Annotated in this window: 12 protein-coding genes; 11 read left to right on the forward strand and 1 reads right to left on the reverse strand. The window is 45.2% G+C overall.

Translation table 11 applies throughout. The features are described 5' to 3' along the window. Positions 1-12 precede the first annotated feature (12 nt). From T515_RS01900 to T515_RS01950, 11 genes are all read left to right on the forward strand, one after another. Positions 13-936, forward strand: a complete 924-nt coding sequence (locus T515_RS01900; protein ID WP_036606931.1) for a DMT family transporter — start codon at positions 13-15, stop codon at positions 934-936. After that, a complete protein-coding gene (locus tag T515_RS16270; RefSeq protein WP_051671334.1) occupies positions 923-1,639 on the forward strand; it encodes a hypothetical protein in 717 nt (238 codons plus the stop codon). Before T515_RS01900 ends, T515_RS16270 begins: the two co-directional genes overlap by 14 nt. A gap of 301 nt (positions 1,640-1,940) precedes the next feature. Further along, the gene (locus tag T515_RS16275; RefSeq protein ID WP_197026383.1) at positions 1,941-3,551 is read left to right on the forward strand and encodes a sensor domain-containing diguanylate cyclase; all 1,611 of its coding nucleotides are present in this window, start codon (positions 1,941-1,943) and stop codon (positions 3,549-3,551) included. A 380-nt stretch (positions 3,552-3,931) separates the two neighbouring features. Then, complete coding sequence (locus T515_RS01915; protein ID WP_036606935.1) at positions 3,932-5,764, forward strand: NAD(P)-binding protein; 1,833 nt, start codon at positions 3,932-3,934, stop codon at positions 5,762-5,764. Then, entirely contained in the window at positions 5,758-7,491 is a 1,734-nt protein-coding gene (locus tag T515_RS01920) for an NADH-dependent [FeFe] hydrogenase, group A6 (protein ID WP_036606937.1), read from the forward strand. The genes T515_RS01915 and T515_RS01920 overlap by 7 nt, the downstream gene beginning before the upstream one ends. Before the next feature lie 297 nt (positions 7,492-7,788). Beyond that, positions 7,789-8,448 (forward strand): Crp/Fnr family transcriptional regulator, encoded by a 660-nt coding sequence (locus tag T515_RS01925; protein ID WP_036606938.1) that lies wholly within the window; start codon positions 7,789-7,791, stop codon positions 8,446-8,448. Between the two features lie 10 nt (positions 8,449-8,458). Continuing rightward, a complete protein-coding gene (locus T515_RS01930; RefSeq protein ID WP_036606940.1) occupies positions 8,459-9,457 on the forward strand; it encodes a DUF2232 domain-containing protein in 999 nt (332 codons plus the stop codon). Between the two features lie 220 nt (positions 9,458-9,677). Continuing rightward, positions 9,678-10,268 (forward strand): cytidylate kinase-like family protein, encoded by a 591-nt coding sequence (locus T515_RS01935; protein ID WP_036606942.1) that lies wholly within the window; start codon positions 9,678-9,680, stop codon positions 10,266-10,268. Between the two features lie 185 nt (positions 10,269-10,453). Continuing rightward, a complete protein-coding gene (argC, locus tag T515_RS01940; protein WP_036606944.1) occupies positions 10,454-11,386 on the forward strand; it encodes an N-acetyl-gamma-glutamyl-phosphate reductase in 933 nt (310 codons plus the stop codon). Positions 11,387-11,570: 184 nt separating this feature from the next. Then, the gene (gene ilvD, locus T515_RS01945; protein WP_036606946.1) at positions 11,571-13,217 is read left to right on the forward strand and encodes a dihydroxy-acid dehydratase; all 1,647 of its coding nucleotides are present in this window, start codon (positions 11,571-11,573) and stop codon (positions 13,215-13,217) included. 108 nt (positions 13,218-13,325) lie between these two features. Beyond that, positions 13,326-14,282 (forward strand): D-2-hydroxyacid dehydrogenase, encoded by a 957-nt coding sequence (locus tag T515_RS01950; RefSeq protein WP_036606948.1) that lies wholly within the window; start codon positions 13,326-13,328, stop codon positions 14,280-14,282. A gap of 236 nt (positions 14,283-14,518) precedes the next feature. Here T515_RS01950 and T515_RS01955 read toward each other — a convergent pair whose 3' ends face one another. Then, positions 14,519-16,714 carry an FAD-binding protein gene (locus T515_RS01955; RefSeq protein ID WP_051671336.1) on the reverse strand — a complete coding sequence of 732 codons (2,196 nt, stop codon included), beginning with the start codon at positions 16,712-16,714 and terminating at the stop codon, positions 14,519-14,521. Positions 16,715-16,751 lie beyond the last annotated feature (37 nt).

Raw genomic sequence — 16,751 nt, forward strand, 5'->3', positions numbered from 1 at the left:
TGAGGTGATGGTTTGAAAAAACATGAGAGTAATCTTGTTGTGTTATCTGTTATGCTGTGCTGGGCTTCAGCCTATGTTTTCATCAAGGGTCTGCCGCAGGAGCTTTCGGATTTCGGATATCTGGCGCTGATGAATGGTATAGCGGCAGTGATACTGGCAGTCATATTTGCGCGGAGATTTCGCTATCTGAATAAAAGTAATATCAAGCATGGAGTGCTTCTTGGGCTGCTTATGATGCTGGTGCTTTTATTTGAAAAGGAGGGAGTGGACAGGCTGACTGCATCGTCTGCCAGTATACTTACGTCGCTTGATATACTGATAGTACCTACACTTATGCTGGTTTTTTATCGAAGGAGGCCGCCAAAAAAACAAGTTGTTGCCATAGCCTTTATTCTGGCGGGAGTTATCAGTACAAACGGGCTTTCGCTAAAGGATTTTCCCATAGTCGGAACTTTGTTCATGTTGGGAGACTGTGTGTGCATGTCTCTTTATACCGTTGTTGCAAATAAATACTGTAAAAAGGATGATGCAATCTTACTTGCGGTAAATCAGATAGTTACCATGGCGATTGCGGCCATGATCTTGTGGACCGTTGAGGAACCGGGTATGATTTTCAGACTGAATTATACCCCGGCGCTGGCATCCTCGCTGTTTGTTCTTGCATTATTTACAAAAGCGTATGCGTATATAATGCTGATGTTCGGTCAGGCATATGCGGACCCTGTGGATGTGGTTATCATTTTTGCTCTGGAGCCTGTTGTCACTATGATACTTGCAGTGTTTATTCCTTCTGCTTTTGGAGGTGTAGAGGAGAATTTTTCGATCACAACGCTGTTAGGCGCTATTCTTATCGCAATAGGAGCTGTGATAGGAGAGGTTGATATAAAACGGTTTATAAGACGGTTCAGAGGAGGGGTGGAGTGTGCAAAGACTTGAAACAAAAAAGAGTTCCCAGGTCCTCGTTATATTACTGGCTTTTCTGATCCATGGCATCGGAATATATTTTAATGTCATGGTGCTTGTTGAAGGATTTACGGAAGTAAGGCCTGTCAATGCGGTCCCTGTTCCTGCCGGACTTTTTTTCGGACCGGTTGCAGGTATTGCATGTGCTTTCGGAAATCTGCTGGCAGACTGTTTCGGACAGTTGGCGCCTTCGTCGGTGGTGGGATTTATCGGTAACTTTCTGGCAGCCTATCTGCCTTTCAAATTATGGTATCTTTACACAGATGAAGAGCCTAATGTTCATAGGCTCAAAAACCTTTTCATATATGTCTGGGTTACATTTATTGCGGCTATTGCGGTAGCCTGTATGATTGGCAGCCTGTTATGGACGGCGTTCGGAGTCTGGACGGATAGTCTTACTCTCTATATCTTCATGAATGACTTTTGCTTCCCTCTTTTTTTTGGTCTTCCTGTTTTTATAGTTTTGACTTCTCCGACTATAAATATAGTATGCGTAAAGCCTGTAAAAAGTATTATCAGGCTTCCGGACAGAATAAAAAGAATATGTGTCATCGTATATGCCGTAGTTCTGACAGTGATTTTCTTTTTGACGCATTTCGGGGTAGAGAATATGAAGGGCATTATGTGGATTTTATATCTTCCTGCGGCAGTTCTCACCTTGATTCTTACACTGTGACAGTATTCAGGTATCAGCTGAAAAGAGTTTTATTGGTTTCTTTTATATAGGTGTTTTTACGAAAGGTTATGATATGCCGATAAATAATTCGAAACATCATAAACATTTAAAAACATTTGGCATCGTACTGATAGTTGTTATTATATTTATCCTGAGTTTTTTTAGGTGGCTGTTTTATGTTTCAAAACAGAATACGGTCAATACGTGGAAAAACTCCGTCACAAGGGTAGCGGGTGATGCGGAATACTACCTCATTATGCCTGTCCATGCCATACAGTTCACGGCTGTACAGGTGGAGAAGATGCTGGATAAAGATATGCCGGTTGAAACCATACAGGATTATCTCGTGCAGCAATCCGGAGTCTATTCAAATATAATTGAAAGCAACCATACCGGTATATATGGTTACTGTAAAGGAACATATCTGAATGGTTCGGGATGGGTGCCGGATGAGAGATATGCTCCAAGAGAACGTCCATGGTATATTGATGCCATAATTGCGAATGGAGAGGTTGCTTTTGTCCAGCCATACTACAATTTTCAGACGAAAACCATGATGATGTCAGTAAGCAAGATGCTCTCTGATGGTGAGAGCGTTGTATCCATGGACATATTTCTGGACGGACTTCAGGCTATGGTTGAGAAAATAAATGGGGCCGACAACATTGATTCCGTTATTGTTATGGCCGATGATGGATTTGTGGTGTCTCATTCAAATCCGGCCGAAATCGGAGTCAGGTACCTTGAGAGTAAAGATGAGTACAAGAAGAGCCTGGCAAAAAATGTTTTAAATTCGGATGAAAGCACCTTTTCTCTGAATGCGGCTGATAAGAAGACCATGGTCTTTTCGGAGAAGATCAACAATAACTGGTATGTGATTTTTATCCTGGATGAAAATAAACTGTTTGGATCTCTTCAGTTTATCTATCTCTTTTCTGCAGTGGCTCTTTTGGCTGCAATTATCTCGCTTTTGATGCTGTTCTATGTGTTCCATACAAAGTATATCGAAGCCGAGGAGCTGTCTCACGATATCCAGGCGGTGGCCAATATTTATGCCGCTGTGTACAGGATAAACATTAAAACAAATCACGCCAGACTCTTGAGAATCACCGGAAAGTTTGATCCTCTTATGGAGGGCGGAGTATATGATTATAACGGACCGCTTCCTGATCTGATTAAGCTTTTTGCAGCTGATCAGTCGAGAGATACACTCATAAACTTTCTTGACAAGAGCACCTATGAGGAACGCCTCAGAGAAAGCAATTCTCTTTCCCATGAGTTTTTGGATAAGAATGAAAGGTGGATAAGAGTACAGCTTATTGAGGTTGACAGAGATGATGATGGTAATCTCCTGCATGTCATGTGGGCGTTTGAGTCCATAGATGAAGACAGGAAACAGAGGGAGAGCCTTAAGCTTCTGGCTGAAACGGATGCCATGACGGGAATAAAGAACAGGAAGGGCGGAGAAGCCAGAATACGGGAGGCGATGGCTGAAGGAACCAAGGGAATGTTCATTCTTGTGGATGCGGATCATTTCAAATCTGTTAATGATGATTTCGGTCATGACGTGGGAGACAAGGTTATAATCACCATTGCAGATTGTCTGAGAAGAACATTCAGAGATTCGGATATAGTATTCCGTTTGGGGGGTGATGAGTTCGCGGCTTTTGCGCCAACTGTGGAAACCGAGGAAATCGGCAGACGTATCATCAGAAGACTTTATGACAACATTGAAATGGTGGATATTCCTGAGATGAAGGGCAGAAGGATAACCATAAGTGTCGGCGCAACTTTTTATCCCGCAGACAGAAATGATTCCTTTGATGCTATGTATCAGAGAGCGGATAAAGGAATGTATGAAAGTAAGAAGCAGGAAGGGAATGCCCTTTCGTTCAATAGGGGAGAATTGTAGGTTCTTAGATCAGGAATGGATTCTTTCCGGCCTGTCCCGTCATATAGATCCGATAGAAAGAAATTATTAGAAAAAGGATATATTTATATATACCCTCTTTATGAAATGCAAGGATTTGTTTCATAAAGAGGGTATTATTATGCGTTAATTCGCGGAGAACATCTGATATTGACTATTGATAAATGTTTAACCAATAGAAATAATCTATATTATATACAATGATTGCTACATAATTAACAGTAAACTGCCCATAATAGAATAAAAAATTGTACAATATTTATTTACAAATTGGTTTTTTAGTGGTTCAATCTTACTTAGACACTAAGATTTGATGTGATTTCTGCTTGAGAAATTACATTGGGAAGTAAGGAGGAGACACCATGAGTAGATTGAGCATTGTAACACAAAACAATGCTATGAAAACGGTGGAAGATCTTTATAAGGATCTTGAACGAAGGATAACAGCCAGTCAGCCCGGATTATGTCCGGTAGACCTGGCTGCATCTTTTTTGCACCTTTGCCACGCTCAGTCCTGTGGAAAGTGTGTTCCGTGCCGTATAGGATTAGGACAGCTGGAGCTGCTGATCGAATCCGTTCTTGACGGCACTGCCACTATGGAGACATTGAAAGTAATAGAACAGACTGCGGAAAGCATCTATTTTTCTGCGGATTGTGCCATAGGCTCAGAAGCGGCCAGAATGGTACTTAAGGGCATCAGAGGTTTCAGGGATGATTATGAAGAGCATGTTCTTCACGGACGCTGTTCGGGACACCAGGATCAGCCGGTTCCTTGTGTTTCACAGTGTCCTGCCCATGTGGACATACCGGGATATATTTCACTGATACATGAGGGAAGATATAATGATGCGGTTGCTCTTATCAGGAAGGATAATCCGTTCCCTGCAGTTTGCGGCATGATCTGTGAACATCCCTGTGAAGTTCGCTGCCGCAGGACTATGGTAGATGACCCTATCAATATTCGTGGATTGAAAAAGTTTGCCGTAGAGCATGAGGATGAGTTCAGAATAGGTGACAGGCAGCCTGCTACAGGAAAGAAGGTTGCGGTTGTGGGCGGAGGTCCGGCAGGACTTTCTGCAGCATATTATCTTTCTCTGATGGGACATGAAGTTGTGGTTTATGAGCAGAGAAAGAAGGCAGGAGGAATGCTCCGTTACGGTATTCCGGCATATCGACTCCCAAGAGAAGCCCTTGATGCAGAGATCGAATGCCTGAAGAAGAGCGGATTTACCATCAGGACTGATGTCAGCATCGGAAAGGATGTTTCCATTGCCGAACTCAGAGATCAGTATGATGCCATGTTTGTGGCCATAGGAGCCCATACCGACAAAAAGATCGGTATAGAGGGAGAGGACGCCAAGGGGGTTATTTCAGCGGTTGAGATGCTGCGAGCAATAGGAGATGATGATTATCCTGATTTCACAGGAATGGATATAGCTGTTGTTGGCGGCGGTAATGTCGCTATGGATGTTGCCCGTTCTGCCATCAGATGCAATGCAAAATCTGTAAAGATCCTTTACAGAAGAAGAATCAGCGATATGACTGCGCTTCCCGAGGAAGTTGAGGGAGCTATCGCTGACGGCTGTGAGGTGGTTGAGCTTCATGCACCTCTCCGTATAGAGAAAAATGAAGACGATACAGTAGCTGCTATATGGGTTCAGCCCCAGATAGTGGGACCTATCAGGGACGGAAGACCCAAGCCTGTTTCTGCCGATACAGAGGAAGTACGTATTCCCTGCGACAGAGTTCTCGTTGCCATCGGACAGGGTATAGATTCAATGAAGTTTGGTGAGTACGGTATTCCTGTTGAACGTGGTCATATCGATGCCTTTGATACCAGTGATATCCGTGACAAGGAAGGGGTATTTGCAGGCGGAGACTGTGTTACAGGTCCTGCAACTGTTATACGTGCCATTGCGGCAGGAAAAGTGGCAGCTGCGAACATAGATGAGTATCTTGGCTTCTTCCATGAGATAAAGTCAGACATTGACCTTCCTCCGGTTCGTTTTGATGATCATAAGCCCTGCGGAAGAGTCAATATGAAGGAGCGTTCACCTGAAGAAAGAAAGCATGACTTCAAGCTTATGGAATGTGGTATGTCTCATCAGGAGGCATGTCAGGAATCCGGCAGATGTCTGCATTGTGATCACTTCGGATACGGAATCTTCAAAGGAGGCAGAGAAGCAAAATGGTAAATGTTACGATAGACGGAATTAATATACAGGTTCCCGAAAAGACAACTATACTGGATGCTGCCTCTCAGGCAGGAGTCCATATTCCCACACTCTGTTTCATGAAGGAACTCAATGAAATAGGAGCATGCAGGGTTTGCGTCGTTGAAGTTGAGGGTTACGACAGACTGTTCACAGCCTGCAACAATACGGTAGCAGAAGGTATGGTGATCCATACAAATTCAAAGAAGGCGAGAGATGCGAGAAAGGTCAATGTCAAGCTCATCCTTTCCCAGCACAACACCAACTGTGCGGTTTGCGTCCGCAGCGGCAACTGTACTTTGCAGAAGGTTGCCAATGATCTTAATGTGCACAGCCTTCCTTACAAGAAACTGCTTCCCGAGAATCATGGAAGCCATAAGTTCCCGCTTATAAGAGATTATGACAAGTGTATCAAGTGCATGCGTTGTATACAGGTATGTGACAAGATTCAGAATACAAATATCTGGGATGTTGTTAATACAGGCTCCAGGGTGACTGTTGATGTTACCGGGGCTTATAATCTTGAGGATTCACAGTGTGCTCTTTGCGGACAGTGTATCACTCACTGTCCTGTAGGTGCCCTTCGCGAGCGTGATGATGTGGATCGTGTACTTGAAGCTGTGGAAGATCCCAACAAGATAACAGTTGTTCAGATAGCTCCATCCATTCGTGCGGCATGGGGAGAGCCTTTTGGACTGGATCCTGAATTTGCAACTGTTAAGCGTCTTGCGGCAGCCCTCAGAAGAGTTGGTGTTGACTATGTATTTGATACCAACTTTACAGCTGACCTGACCATCATGGAGGAGGGGTCTGAGTTTGTTGAAAAGCTCTCACATCCTGAAAAGAACAAATTCCCTATGTTCACTTCCTGCTGTCCGGGCTGGGTAAGATATGTGAAGGCACATTATCCCGAGTTTGTTGATCAGCTTTCCAGTGCCAAGTCTCCCCAGCAGATGTTCGGAGCTGTGGCTAAGAGCTATTTTGCGGAGAAGCTTAATGTTGATCCATCAAAGATCTTCTGCATATCCATCATGCCTTGTCTTGCCAAGAAGGCAGAGTGCGCATATCCGTCCATGGTTGATGCTCAGGGTGATCCTGAGGTTGACTGCTCACTTACAACCCGTGAGGTGAACCGGCTCATCCGTTCGGAACAGATCATTGTAAAGGATCTTCCGGAAGAAGAACTGGATATGCCATTCGGTATAGGCTCCGGCGCCGGCAACATCTTCGGAGCTACAGGCGGAGTTATGGAAGCTGCTCTCAGAAGCGCATACTATCTTGTGAATAAGAAGAATCCCGACCCCGATGCATTTAAGGCTGTACGAGGTATGGACGGATGGAAGGAAGCGGAGTTCGAGCTTGGCGGAAAGACTCTTAAGGTTGCGGTTACAAACGGTCTCGGCAATGCAAACAAGCTTCTTACCTACCTTAAGCAGGGCCGCGTAAAGTATGATTTTGTTGAAGTTATGGCCTGCCCCGGAGGCTGCGTAGGCGGCGGCGGACAGCCTATTCATGACGGTGTAGAGATGGCACCGGAAAGAGCTCCGATTCTCTACTCACAGGATAAGAGCATGAAACTTCGTTTTTCTCATGAGAATCCTTCTGTGGCAGAGGCTTACAGGGAATACTTTGAGGCACCTCTTTCGGAAAAGTCTCATCATCTTCTCCATACAGACCATCATGCATGGAAGATGCCCGGAGAAAAATAAAAATTTTACGGACCTCACACCGGAAGGTGCGGGGTCTTTTCTGTTGTCAGGCCGATGATGCCCGGCATTCACACATTCGTGTGCATAGAGCAGGAATCCTTACAGATTCCTTTGAAGCGCTCAAAGCCGCGTGGCTCCTTCGATTAAAAATCGAAGGCAGTTGTGATGCGGAACACTCATAACTCACTTCCTTTTGCCATGTAAAACGACTACGTTATTCGTATTCCGGTGGGTCATAATAGAAGAATGCAAAAGACCGTTGCGTATGCAACGAAAATGAAATAGAATAGGAACATTATGAAAAAAGAGATTACATATAAGGATATCCCGTTATTTGCCAATATCAAAGAGATGGATCTGAATCAGCTGTTTACCTGCCTTCGAAGTTATAAGCAGAAATACAAGCGGGGAGAGAATATCATAATGGAACAGGACAATGTCCAGTATATAGGAGTTGTACTGTCCGGTATGGTACACATGCTGAAGGATGATATCTGGGGAAACCAGACGCTTCTCGGGTTTATGGAGCCCGGAGAACTCATCGGAGAGAGCTTTGCCGTTCGGCGGTCAACGGAATCCTATGTCAGGTTTCAGGCTGTCAAGGATTCGGAAATCATATTTCTTGCGGCATCCAGTATCATACATAACTGTCCTAGACAATGCGGCTTTCATGCCCAGATAACCCAGAATATGTTTCAGCTTATGGGAGAGAAAACTGTACAGCTTATGGAGAAGATAGAGGTATCGTCCAAATCTTCCTTAAGAGATAAGATACTTGCCTATCTCTCTCTTATGTCCCAGAAACAGAATTCAAGATATATAGAGTCACCTCTTACAAGGACCGAGCTTGCGGAATATCTCTGTGCCAACAGAAGTGCCATGACCAGGGAGCTTGCGGCCATGAAGGAGGAAGGCATACTCGATTATGATAAAAATACCTACAATCTGAAAAAGTAAAGGAATACAAATGGATAAAAAGACTTTAAAGATCACCTACGGTGCCATGATTGTGGCTCTTTTCGGAGTGCTTCTTTTGATAAACAGGCAGACCGGAGGAATGTTCCAGGGTATACTGCTGTACATTCTTCCCATTCCCATGGTTGCCTATGGGGCAAGATACGGCTGGAAAGCAAGTATAGCGGCCTGGGCGGCTGCGACCTTCATAAGCATTTTCGTGAGTACCCCTACAACCATCATCTATGCAGCCTGTGAGGCATTTCTTGGTATGGTTCTGGGAACCTGTATTTATCACAAAAAGGATATGACCAGGTCTCTTCTTCTGATAATGTTTCTCTGCGTTATTTCGGAGCTTTTCAATGCTGTGATTATTACTGCCCTATCGGGTCAGAGTCTTTCCATGTATGTGAAAGAGATGCAGGAAGGCATGAATCAGTCTATGGAGCTGATGAGTAAATATATGGGCTCCGATCCGCGGATGGAGTCACAGATCTCCCTTATGAAATCCATGATGTCAGATGCCTTCATAGCAAGGATTCTTCTGGTGTCTATGGCTTTTGGAGGGGCTGTTCAGGGCTTTATCATATATGAAGTGAGCCTCCTTATACTGAGACGTCTTCATATCGCAGTTCCTAAGCCAAAGCCCGTTGCTCTCTATACACCGCCCTCATGGACGGCATACCTTGGGATAGTGACCTTTATGCTTTATAATTACACCTTTGCAAAGCCCTTTGAAAATGAAGTGGTTCAGAGCGTGGCGCAGGTTGCAGGTATAGTGGGAGTTATGTATCTGATGTGTTTCGGCGTCATAGCCGTAACTCTGCTGGTTCAGGTTTACATAACCAGGGTAAAGCTTGTGGTTGGTATCATGGGATTTCTGAGTCTTTTTATGATGCCTCAGTTGGTTCTCATACTGGGAATCTTTTATGTGGCAGGACAGCTTCACAGATTTCTGTTAAGGAAGCTGGGATATGAAGTGCAGGAATTGTCTGATAAACGAATGGGCTGATTTTTAATATAAAAAGATTTTTGGTGCAGATGCCGGTTTATAGACCCTCATCTGCACTTTTTATATTTAAAATGTCTTATTTGTTCCGATTTCTGATATAGTATATGTATAAGATGATGGTGGAACAGTTTCAAACCTGGGTTTGAAAAGCGCTTTTACACTGACATCTTATTATTACTTGGACGTAATGTATGGTTTCGTTCAAAAGGAGAGGCAGAGTATGGAATATAAGGTAATTACAATCAGCCGTAATTATGGAAGTCACGGACACGAACTTGCTCAGAAACTGAGTGACAGACTTGGGATACCGTATTACGACAGAGACTTTGTACGTAAGACGGCTGAAGAGAGCGGTTTTTCTCAGGAGCTTATAGATGAAGATGGTGAAAAGATAAAGATGGGAACAAAATTTCTCGAGATGCTGTCACCGGCTTCACTTAATTCAAGTCATGATGAAATATTTAAGGCACAGAGCAGAGTTGTACTGGAGCTCACGGCTTCACCCTGTATCATAGTGGGAAGATGTTCCAATTATATACTCAGGGAGGCAGGAATCCCCTCTTTTGATATATATCTTACAGCTGACAGTTCATGGCGTATTGATAACTCCCTGAATCACAAGGTAAAGAAGGAAGATGTTACAGAACAGTACTTAGTCAGGAAGGATAATGAGAGAAGCGATTATTACAAGCTCTATACAGGGCATCCCATGGGAATGGCTTCGGACTATACCATTTGTCTTGACGTGGGAAAGCTGGGGATGGACAAATGTGTAGATATCATCTGTGATCTTCTAGAGCAGCCTAAATAAAGACTTCCGTAGTGAATATACAGAGATTTGTGTTATAATACCCGTATTCTTGCATAAAACGCTGGAATATGGGTATTATTTTAATAAATATGCATCGTGCTGAATAAAATCAGAATCAGCCGGCTGCATCGTGACATAGGTTTTAACTAAATGCATAGCTGTTTGAAAGAAAAGAGGAGATGGCAATGAAAACAAAAATTTACATTGACGGACAAAGCGGCACCACAGGTCTTCAGATTTATGACCGTATCGGATCAAGAGAGGATTTGGATCTGCTCCGTATTCCTGAAGATAAACGTCATGATACAGAGGAACGTAAAAAGTATCTCAATGCTGCAGATATCGTGTTTCTTTGCCTGCCTGATGACGGAGCCAGAGAAGCGGTTTCGCTTATTGACAATGCTTCTGTCAGAGTTATTGATGCTTCAACAGCTCACAGAACAAATGATGACTGGGTGTATGGTTTTCCGGAGTTTTCAAAGGAGCAGAGGGAGGCTGTACGTACAGGTAAAAGGATCGCGAATCCGGGATGCCATGCCACAGGCTTTATTTCAGTGACTGCGCCTCTTGTACGCATGGGTATACTTCCAAAGGATTATCCTGTTACCTGCTATTCACTTACAGGCTATTCAGGCGGCGGAAAAAAGATGATACAGGATTATGAGACAGAAGGACGTTCAGAGCTTCTCAGCGCTCCCGGAATCTATGGACTGAATCTAAAGCACAAGCATATTCCCGAGATGCAGAAAATGACAGGTCTTTCTTACCCGCCTGTTTTTATGCCTGTAGTTGACGATTATTATAAAGGCATGGCAACCACTATCATGCTTCAGAACAGACTTCTTAAGGGTAATCCAACAGCAGAGAACATTTGTGAGAAACTGCAGGAGTACTATAAGGATGAGCATTTTGTGAAGGTGGTTCCTTTCGGTGAAAATGACAGTAAGCTTTATGCCAACAGGCTTGCGGGAACAAATGAGCTTCAGATCGTAGTGTGCGGATATGAGGATCAGACATCTGTTACGGCACTCTTTGATAATCTCGGAAAAGGTGCCAGCGGAGCAGCGGTTCAGAATATGAACATCATGCTGGGACTTCCTGAGGATACGGGACTTTAAAAGCCCAATCCATAACGAATGATGTACAGTGAAAAAAATACGATCACTTCCGGTTATGTCTGACGCTATGAAATATGTATGGCTTGAAGACTTCCCCGGAGTTTATTGTAGTGTAAAATAGTGTGAAATAATCGTTTTGCAAGTATATAATTGAGTTATGATTTTTCGTCAGGAGGAAATAATTATGCGTAGTGATTTAGTTAAGAAGGGTATAGAGCACACTCCTCATCGCTCACTTTTAAAGGCGGACGGACTTACGGACGAGCAGATGAGACGCCCTCTTATAGGTATCGTAAACTCCTTTACAGAGGTTGTTCCGGGGCATGAGCATCTTCAGCAGATTGCAAGAGCCGTAAAGGACGGAGTTCTGATGGCAGGGGGAACACCTCTTGAATTCAATACCATTGCCGTATGCGACGGTATCGCCATGGGACATGACGGCATGCACTTCTCACTGTCATCACGTGAGCTCATCACCGATACCATCGAGTGTATGGCCACAGGACATGCTCTTGATGCCCTTGTATTTATTCCTAACTGTGACAAGATCGTTCCGGGAATGCTTCTGGCTGCACTTCGTCTCAATCTTCCATGTGTATTTGTTTCCGGCGGACCGATGCTTTCACTTCATCAGCGTGACCTGAACACAGCTTTTGAGGCAGTGGGTGCCTACAAGGCGGGCCTTATGGATGAAGCAGGTGTTATGGATGTTGAGAACAGCTGCTGTCCGACCTGCGGTTCCTGCTCAGGTATGTTCACTGCAAACTCCATGAATTCACTTTGTGAGGTTCTCGGTATGGCACTTCCCGGAAACGGAACCATTCCGGCAGTTTATTCAGAGAGAATCCGTCTTGCAAAGACTGCCGGTATGCAGGTCATGAAGGTTCTGGAGCAGGATCTTCGCCCAAGAGACATTATCAAAGCGGAGACTATAGAAAATGCCATTACAGTGGATATGGCTCTCGGATGTTCAACCAATACAGCCCTTCATCTTATGGCTGTGGCACATGAGGCAGGTTTCCCCTTCGATCTTCACAAGATCAATGAGATTTCAGACAGAACACCAAATCTTTGTCACCTTGCGCCTGCGGGACATCACCATATGCAGGATCTCATGGAGGCCGGCGGTATCTATGCGGTTATTCATGAACTTGACGAGCATGGACTCATTCACAGAGATTGCAAGACCGTTCTCGGCGTGACTATAGGTGAGGCAACAAAGGGTGCAGTAAACAGAAATCCTGAGGTTATAAGACCTTTTGATAATCCATATCTTAAGGAAGGCGGACTTGCGGTTCTTTACGGAAATCTGGCACCTCACGGTTCAATCGTTAAGCGTTCGGCTGTTGCACCTGAGATGATGGTGAATGAGTGCACCGCAAGAGTATTTAACTCGGAAGAAGAAGCCATCGGTGCAATCTATGGCGGAAAGATCAAGGCAGGAGACTGTGTTGTCATCAGATATGAAGGCCCTGCAGGAGGTCCGGGAATGAGAGAAATGCTCAGTCCTACATCTGCTATCGCAGGCATGAAGCTTGATACAACAGTTGCCCTTGTAACAGACGGACGTTTCTCAGGAGCATCCCGCGGCGCTGCCATCGGACATGTTTCACCTGAGGCTCAGGCCGGTGGCCCTATCGCATATGTAAAGGATGGAGACAAGATAAAGATCGATATCCCTAACTATTCCATCCAGCTTCTGGTTTCCGATGAGGAGATGGAGGAGCGTAAGAAAACCATGCAGGTTCGCGAGCAGCGTAATCTGACAGGTTACCTGAGAAAATATGCAAAGCTTGTTCATTCTGCTGATACAGGAGCTATCGTAGAGTGATACTGAAAAAATAACATGTGATACTTCGGGGCAGACTTAGGTCTGCCCTCGTTGTTATGTTACAATGTACAAAGAATGATCAATCCGGTTTTGCAAGGAGGTAAGGTAATGAAGATTTTAGGCGCGATGCCGTTTACTGACGATGATAAAAAGTATCTTGAAAACATCGCGAAAGACTGCGAATTCGTGTATAAAAACAAGGAATCAGTGGGTGAAGATGATGTTCAGGACATAGATATTATTCTTGGCAATGTATCGCCGGATGTCATATCACGGGCACCTAAGCTCAGATGGCTTCAGACCAATTCCGCAGGGGTTGATGTTTACTGTAAGGATGGGATTCTCCGCCAGGATACTTTACTGACCAGTGCCTCCGGTGCCTACGATACGACGGTTTCCGAGTGGATGGTATCTGTATGCTTCATGCTGGCCCGTAAGGAAGACTTATATATGCGTAATCAGGTAGAAAAGCTTTGGAAGCATGAGGGCAAAGTAGTGTCTATAGAAGATTCGGTGACGCTGGTGCTGGGGCTTGGTTCCATAGGTAAGCATTATGCGAAAAAGATGCATGCCCTGGGAAGCTATGTAATCGGTGTAACGAAAAACCGGCATAGTGAAAAACCGGACTTCGTTGATGAACTTTCAACCGTTGAGAATCTTGATGAGCTGCTGCCAAGGGCCGACTATGTTGCAATGGTGCTTCCGGGAACGGCGGAAAATGTTCACATCATAGATGCTGAACGTCTTAAGCTGATGAAGCCCACTGCTTTCATAATCAATGCAGGCCGCGGTAATGCTATAGACGGCGTGGCACTTAATGCCGCACTCAGGAACGGAAGTATAGGCGGCGCAGCCCTTGATGTTACGGATCCTGAACCGCTTCCTGAGACAGATCCTTTGTGGGATGCCCCAAGATGCATCATTACCCCGCACATTGCCGGACAGTTCTATCTCAAAAAGACCTTCGAGAATATCGTGAAGATCACAGGAGAAAATCTTGAAAAGTATCTGTCCGGAGACATAGAGGGGATGAGAAACAAAGTGGATCACAAAAAGGGATACTAATAAGAAGTTAAGTATAAATCTTCCAACATATCTTTATTGCTAAGTAACGTGAAGAAAATGCAAGGGATGGGTGACTGGGCTTGCGAGTTGAAAGAACAGACTGATTGCTATGTACGAACCGGATGCACTTTTGTGCAGCCGGAGCGAACATAGCAAGAAGGATGTACTTTCAATCTCGTGGGCCGTCACCCGCCCCTTGCATTTTCTGTACTATTTCAAATTATATTCGTTGAACCTCAGATCTCAGCCGCAGCATTCTCTCCGGCAACCTTACCATAGTACATAGCCATGGAGTGGCTCACGCCCTTAAGACCGATAGGATATTCCATTCCGAAACGTCCGCCCTGCATGTTTCCGGCAACATAAAGACCCTTGATGATCTCTCCGCAAACCTGACGGCCCATTTCATCAGTCACCTCTGTAAAGGTGTGGCAGTCCTCATCGGATTCAAGACCTCCGATGCAAACAAGCATAATGGCTGTTGTGAACTGGTCTGCATAGAAAGGAGCTGTATCTACAGGCATGAGACGGCTTGGAACCTTGTGGAAATCCTCGTCATAGCCTGCGGCTGCAAGCTCGTTATATCTCTTGATTGACAGAAGTGCCTGCTTCTGGGCAGCTGTATCGTCAGGATATACCTTTTCAACCAGCTCTTCCAGGGTATCAGCCTTCAGGCATCTGCCGTCCTGAACAGCCGCTTCAAGCTGATAAGGACTCTTCCAGTTACGGTAGGTCTGGTTGTTCTTTGGAGCTTCGTCTATGGAAGCATAGTCCTCAAAGTAGCATGCTCCTCCGTGAGCCGCCGGCATATGTGTAACCTGCTCTGGCCAGTTTGCATCAAAGAACTGCCAGCTCTGCATAAGTCTTGTCTGCTCAATCTGATTTTCAAGCTGCTGTCCCGGAAGATCCTCGCACATGAAACGCCTGCCGTCCATATCAAGGTTCAGGAAGCCGGCATTACCCATGACACCTACGCCGGAAAGATCGGCTCCGCCGCCCATATGGTGAATCATAGGGGCATTGTAGCCCATGATCTTTGCGCCTGCCCATGCGCCCATTCTGAGACCGTCACCCTGGTTTGTAGGTACACCGTTTACGTCAAAGGAGGTGAAGAGTCTGTTGTTTGCGTGGGTCTTCATTACATCCGGAGCAAAGTGCTTCATTGCAGCATCATTGGAACCGTAATCGCCGGTAGAAAGGATTACACCCTTCTTTGCGGTTATCTTCAGGTACTTGCCCTTGTCTGAAGACTGAGGGTCGTCATTTAATGCATATACACCCACGCATTTTCCGTTTTCCATGATGAGCTTTCTTCCGAAGTGACCGAAGTAAGCCTCAACTTTGCCTGTTGCCAGAGCCTTTTCCCAGTTTGCATTGAAGGTGGCAGACTGATTGGGAAGGAATTCAACCGAAGTCGGGTAGCATGGGAAACGCTCTTCCTTCCAGTTGTATACATGCTCCTTTCCGTTTTCATCCTTGTAGGATGGAAGAGGACGGAAGATGGGAACCATGAAATCATCTGCATTCTCATCTTCGATAGCCTGTCTTGTCTCATCGGCTATGAAGAGATGGTCATCAGCGTCGGTCCACCAGTCAAAAGCTTCACCGATGTTGTCGGCCCACTTCTTTGCTATGCTTCTCTTTACACGATATGAAGATTCATTAACATGAGAGTCGATGATCTCATCAACTTCCTCTCTTGTTAATGCTCTCTCCGGCCAGCAGGCGTTAAGCTTTGGACTGTTGATAACCGCATATTCGCCTGAACGGCAGCAAGGGGACGCTGCACCGTCTATTCCGATTACAGAGGCGTCTTTTTCGGCTGCAGCTCTTGCTGCGGCAACGCCGGCTACACCCAGACCTACAACCACAACATCAGCTTCAACTTCGGAATAGATATCACTGTCCTTGATATCAGGTTCTTCTCCGAGCCACTCATCCTGAGAGCTTCCTGAAGCAGCTGCTCCTGAAGCTGCCTGTAACTCGCCCTTTGCCTGGGCTATACAATTTGCGGCAGCCTTCTTTACTGCATTTGATGTTACAGTTGCGCCTGATACTGCATCCACCTCTGCACTCTGGGCATCAAGAATGGCTTTGGACAAAGGTTCAGGAGTTGCTGTTCCGAGACCCTCCGTTTCACCTGCAGCATCAATGACCACATCGGTTATACTGCTTTCATCAAAGGTCATGGTGACAGTTACATCACTCTGCAGCCCCTTTTCTACTGCGGTATATGTTCCCGGTGTATAAAGTGATTTTGTAACTGCTTCTGTGGCAGCGGCAGACTGTGATGTCTCTGCAGCAGCAGTTGTAGCCTCAGGTACATTGGAGTTACAACCTGTAAGGGTTCCTACCACGGCACCGGCTGTTAATGTTACAGCACCTGCTGCGGTGCCTCTGAGAAAGTCTCTTCTGGAAATCAGTTTAGCCATTTTTCCTCCTTGGGGACCTCAAAATGAGTCCGATAAT

Source organism: Oribacterium sp. P6A1 (genome assembly GCF_000702885.1).
GTDB lineage: Bacteria > Bacillota > Clostridia > Lachnospirales > Lachnospiraceae > Oribacterium.

Coding starts and splice junctions, on each gene's coding strand:
- T515_RS16275 (WP_197026383.1), top strand. CDS start 1,941: ATGCTGGATAAAGATATGCCGGTTGAAACCATACAGGATTATCTCGTG.
- T515_RS01915 (WP_036606935.1), top strand. CDS start 3,932: ATGAGTAGATTGAGCATTGTAACACAAAACAATGCTATGAAAACGGTG.
- T515_RS01920 (WP_036606937.1), top strand. CDS start 5,758: ATGGTAAATGTTACGATAGACGGAATTAATATACAGGTTCCCGAAAAG.
- T515_RS01925 (WP_036606938.1), top strand. CDS start 7,789: ATGAAAAAAGAGATTACATATAAGGATATCCCGTTATTTGCCAATATC.
- T515_RS01930 (WP_036606940.1), top strand. CDS start 8,459: ATGGATAAAAAGACTTTAAAGATCACCTACGGTGCCATGATTGTGGCT.
- T515_RS01935 (WP_036606942.1), top strand. CDS start 9,678: ATGGAATATAAGGTAATTACAATCAGCCGTAATTATGGAAGTCACGGA.
- argC (WP_036606944.1), top strand. CDS start 10,454: ATGAAAACAAAAATTTACATTGACGGACAAAGCGGCACCACAGGTCTT.
- ilvD (WP_036606946.1), top strand. CDS start 11,571: ATGCGTAGTGATTTAGTTAAGAAGGGTATAGAGCACACTCCTCATCGC.
- T515_RS01950 (WP_036606948.1), top strand. CDS start 13,326: ATGAAGATTTTAGGCGCGATGCCGTTTACTGACGATGATAAAAAGTAT.
- T515_RS01955 (WP_051671336.1), bottom strand. CDS start 16,714: ATGGCTAAACTGATTTCCAGAAGAGACTTTCTCAGAGGCACCGCAGCA.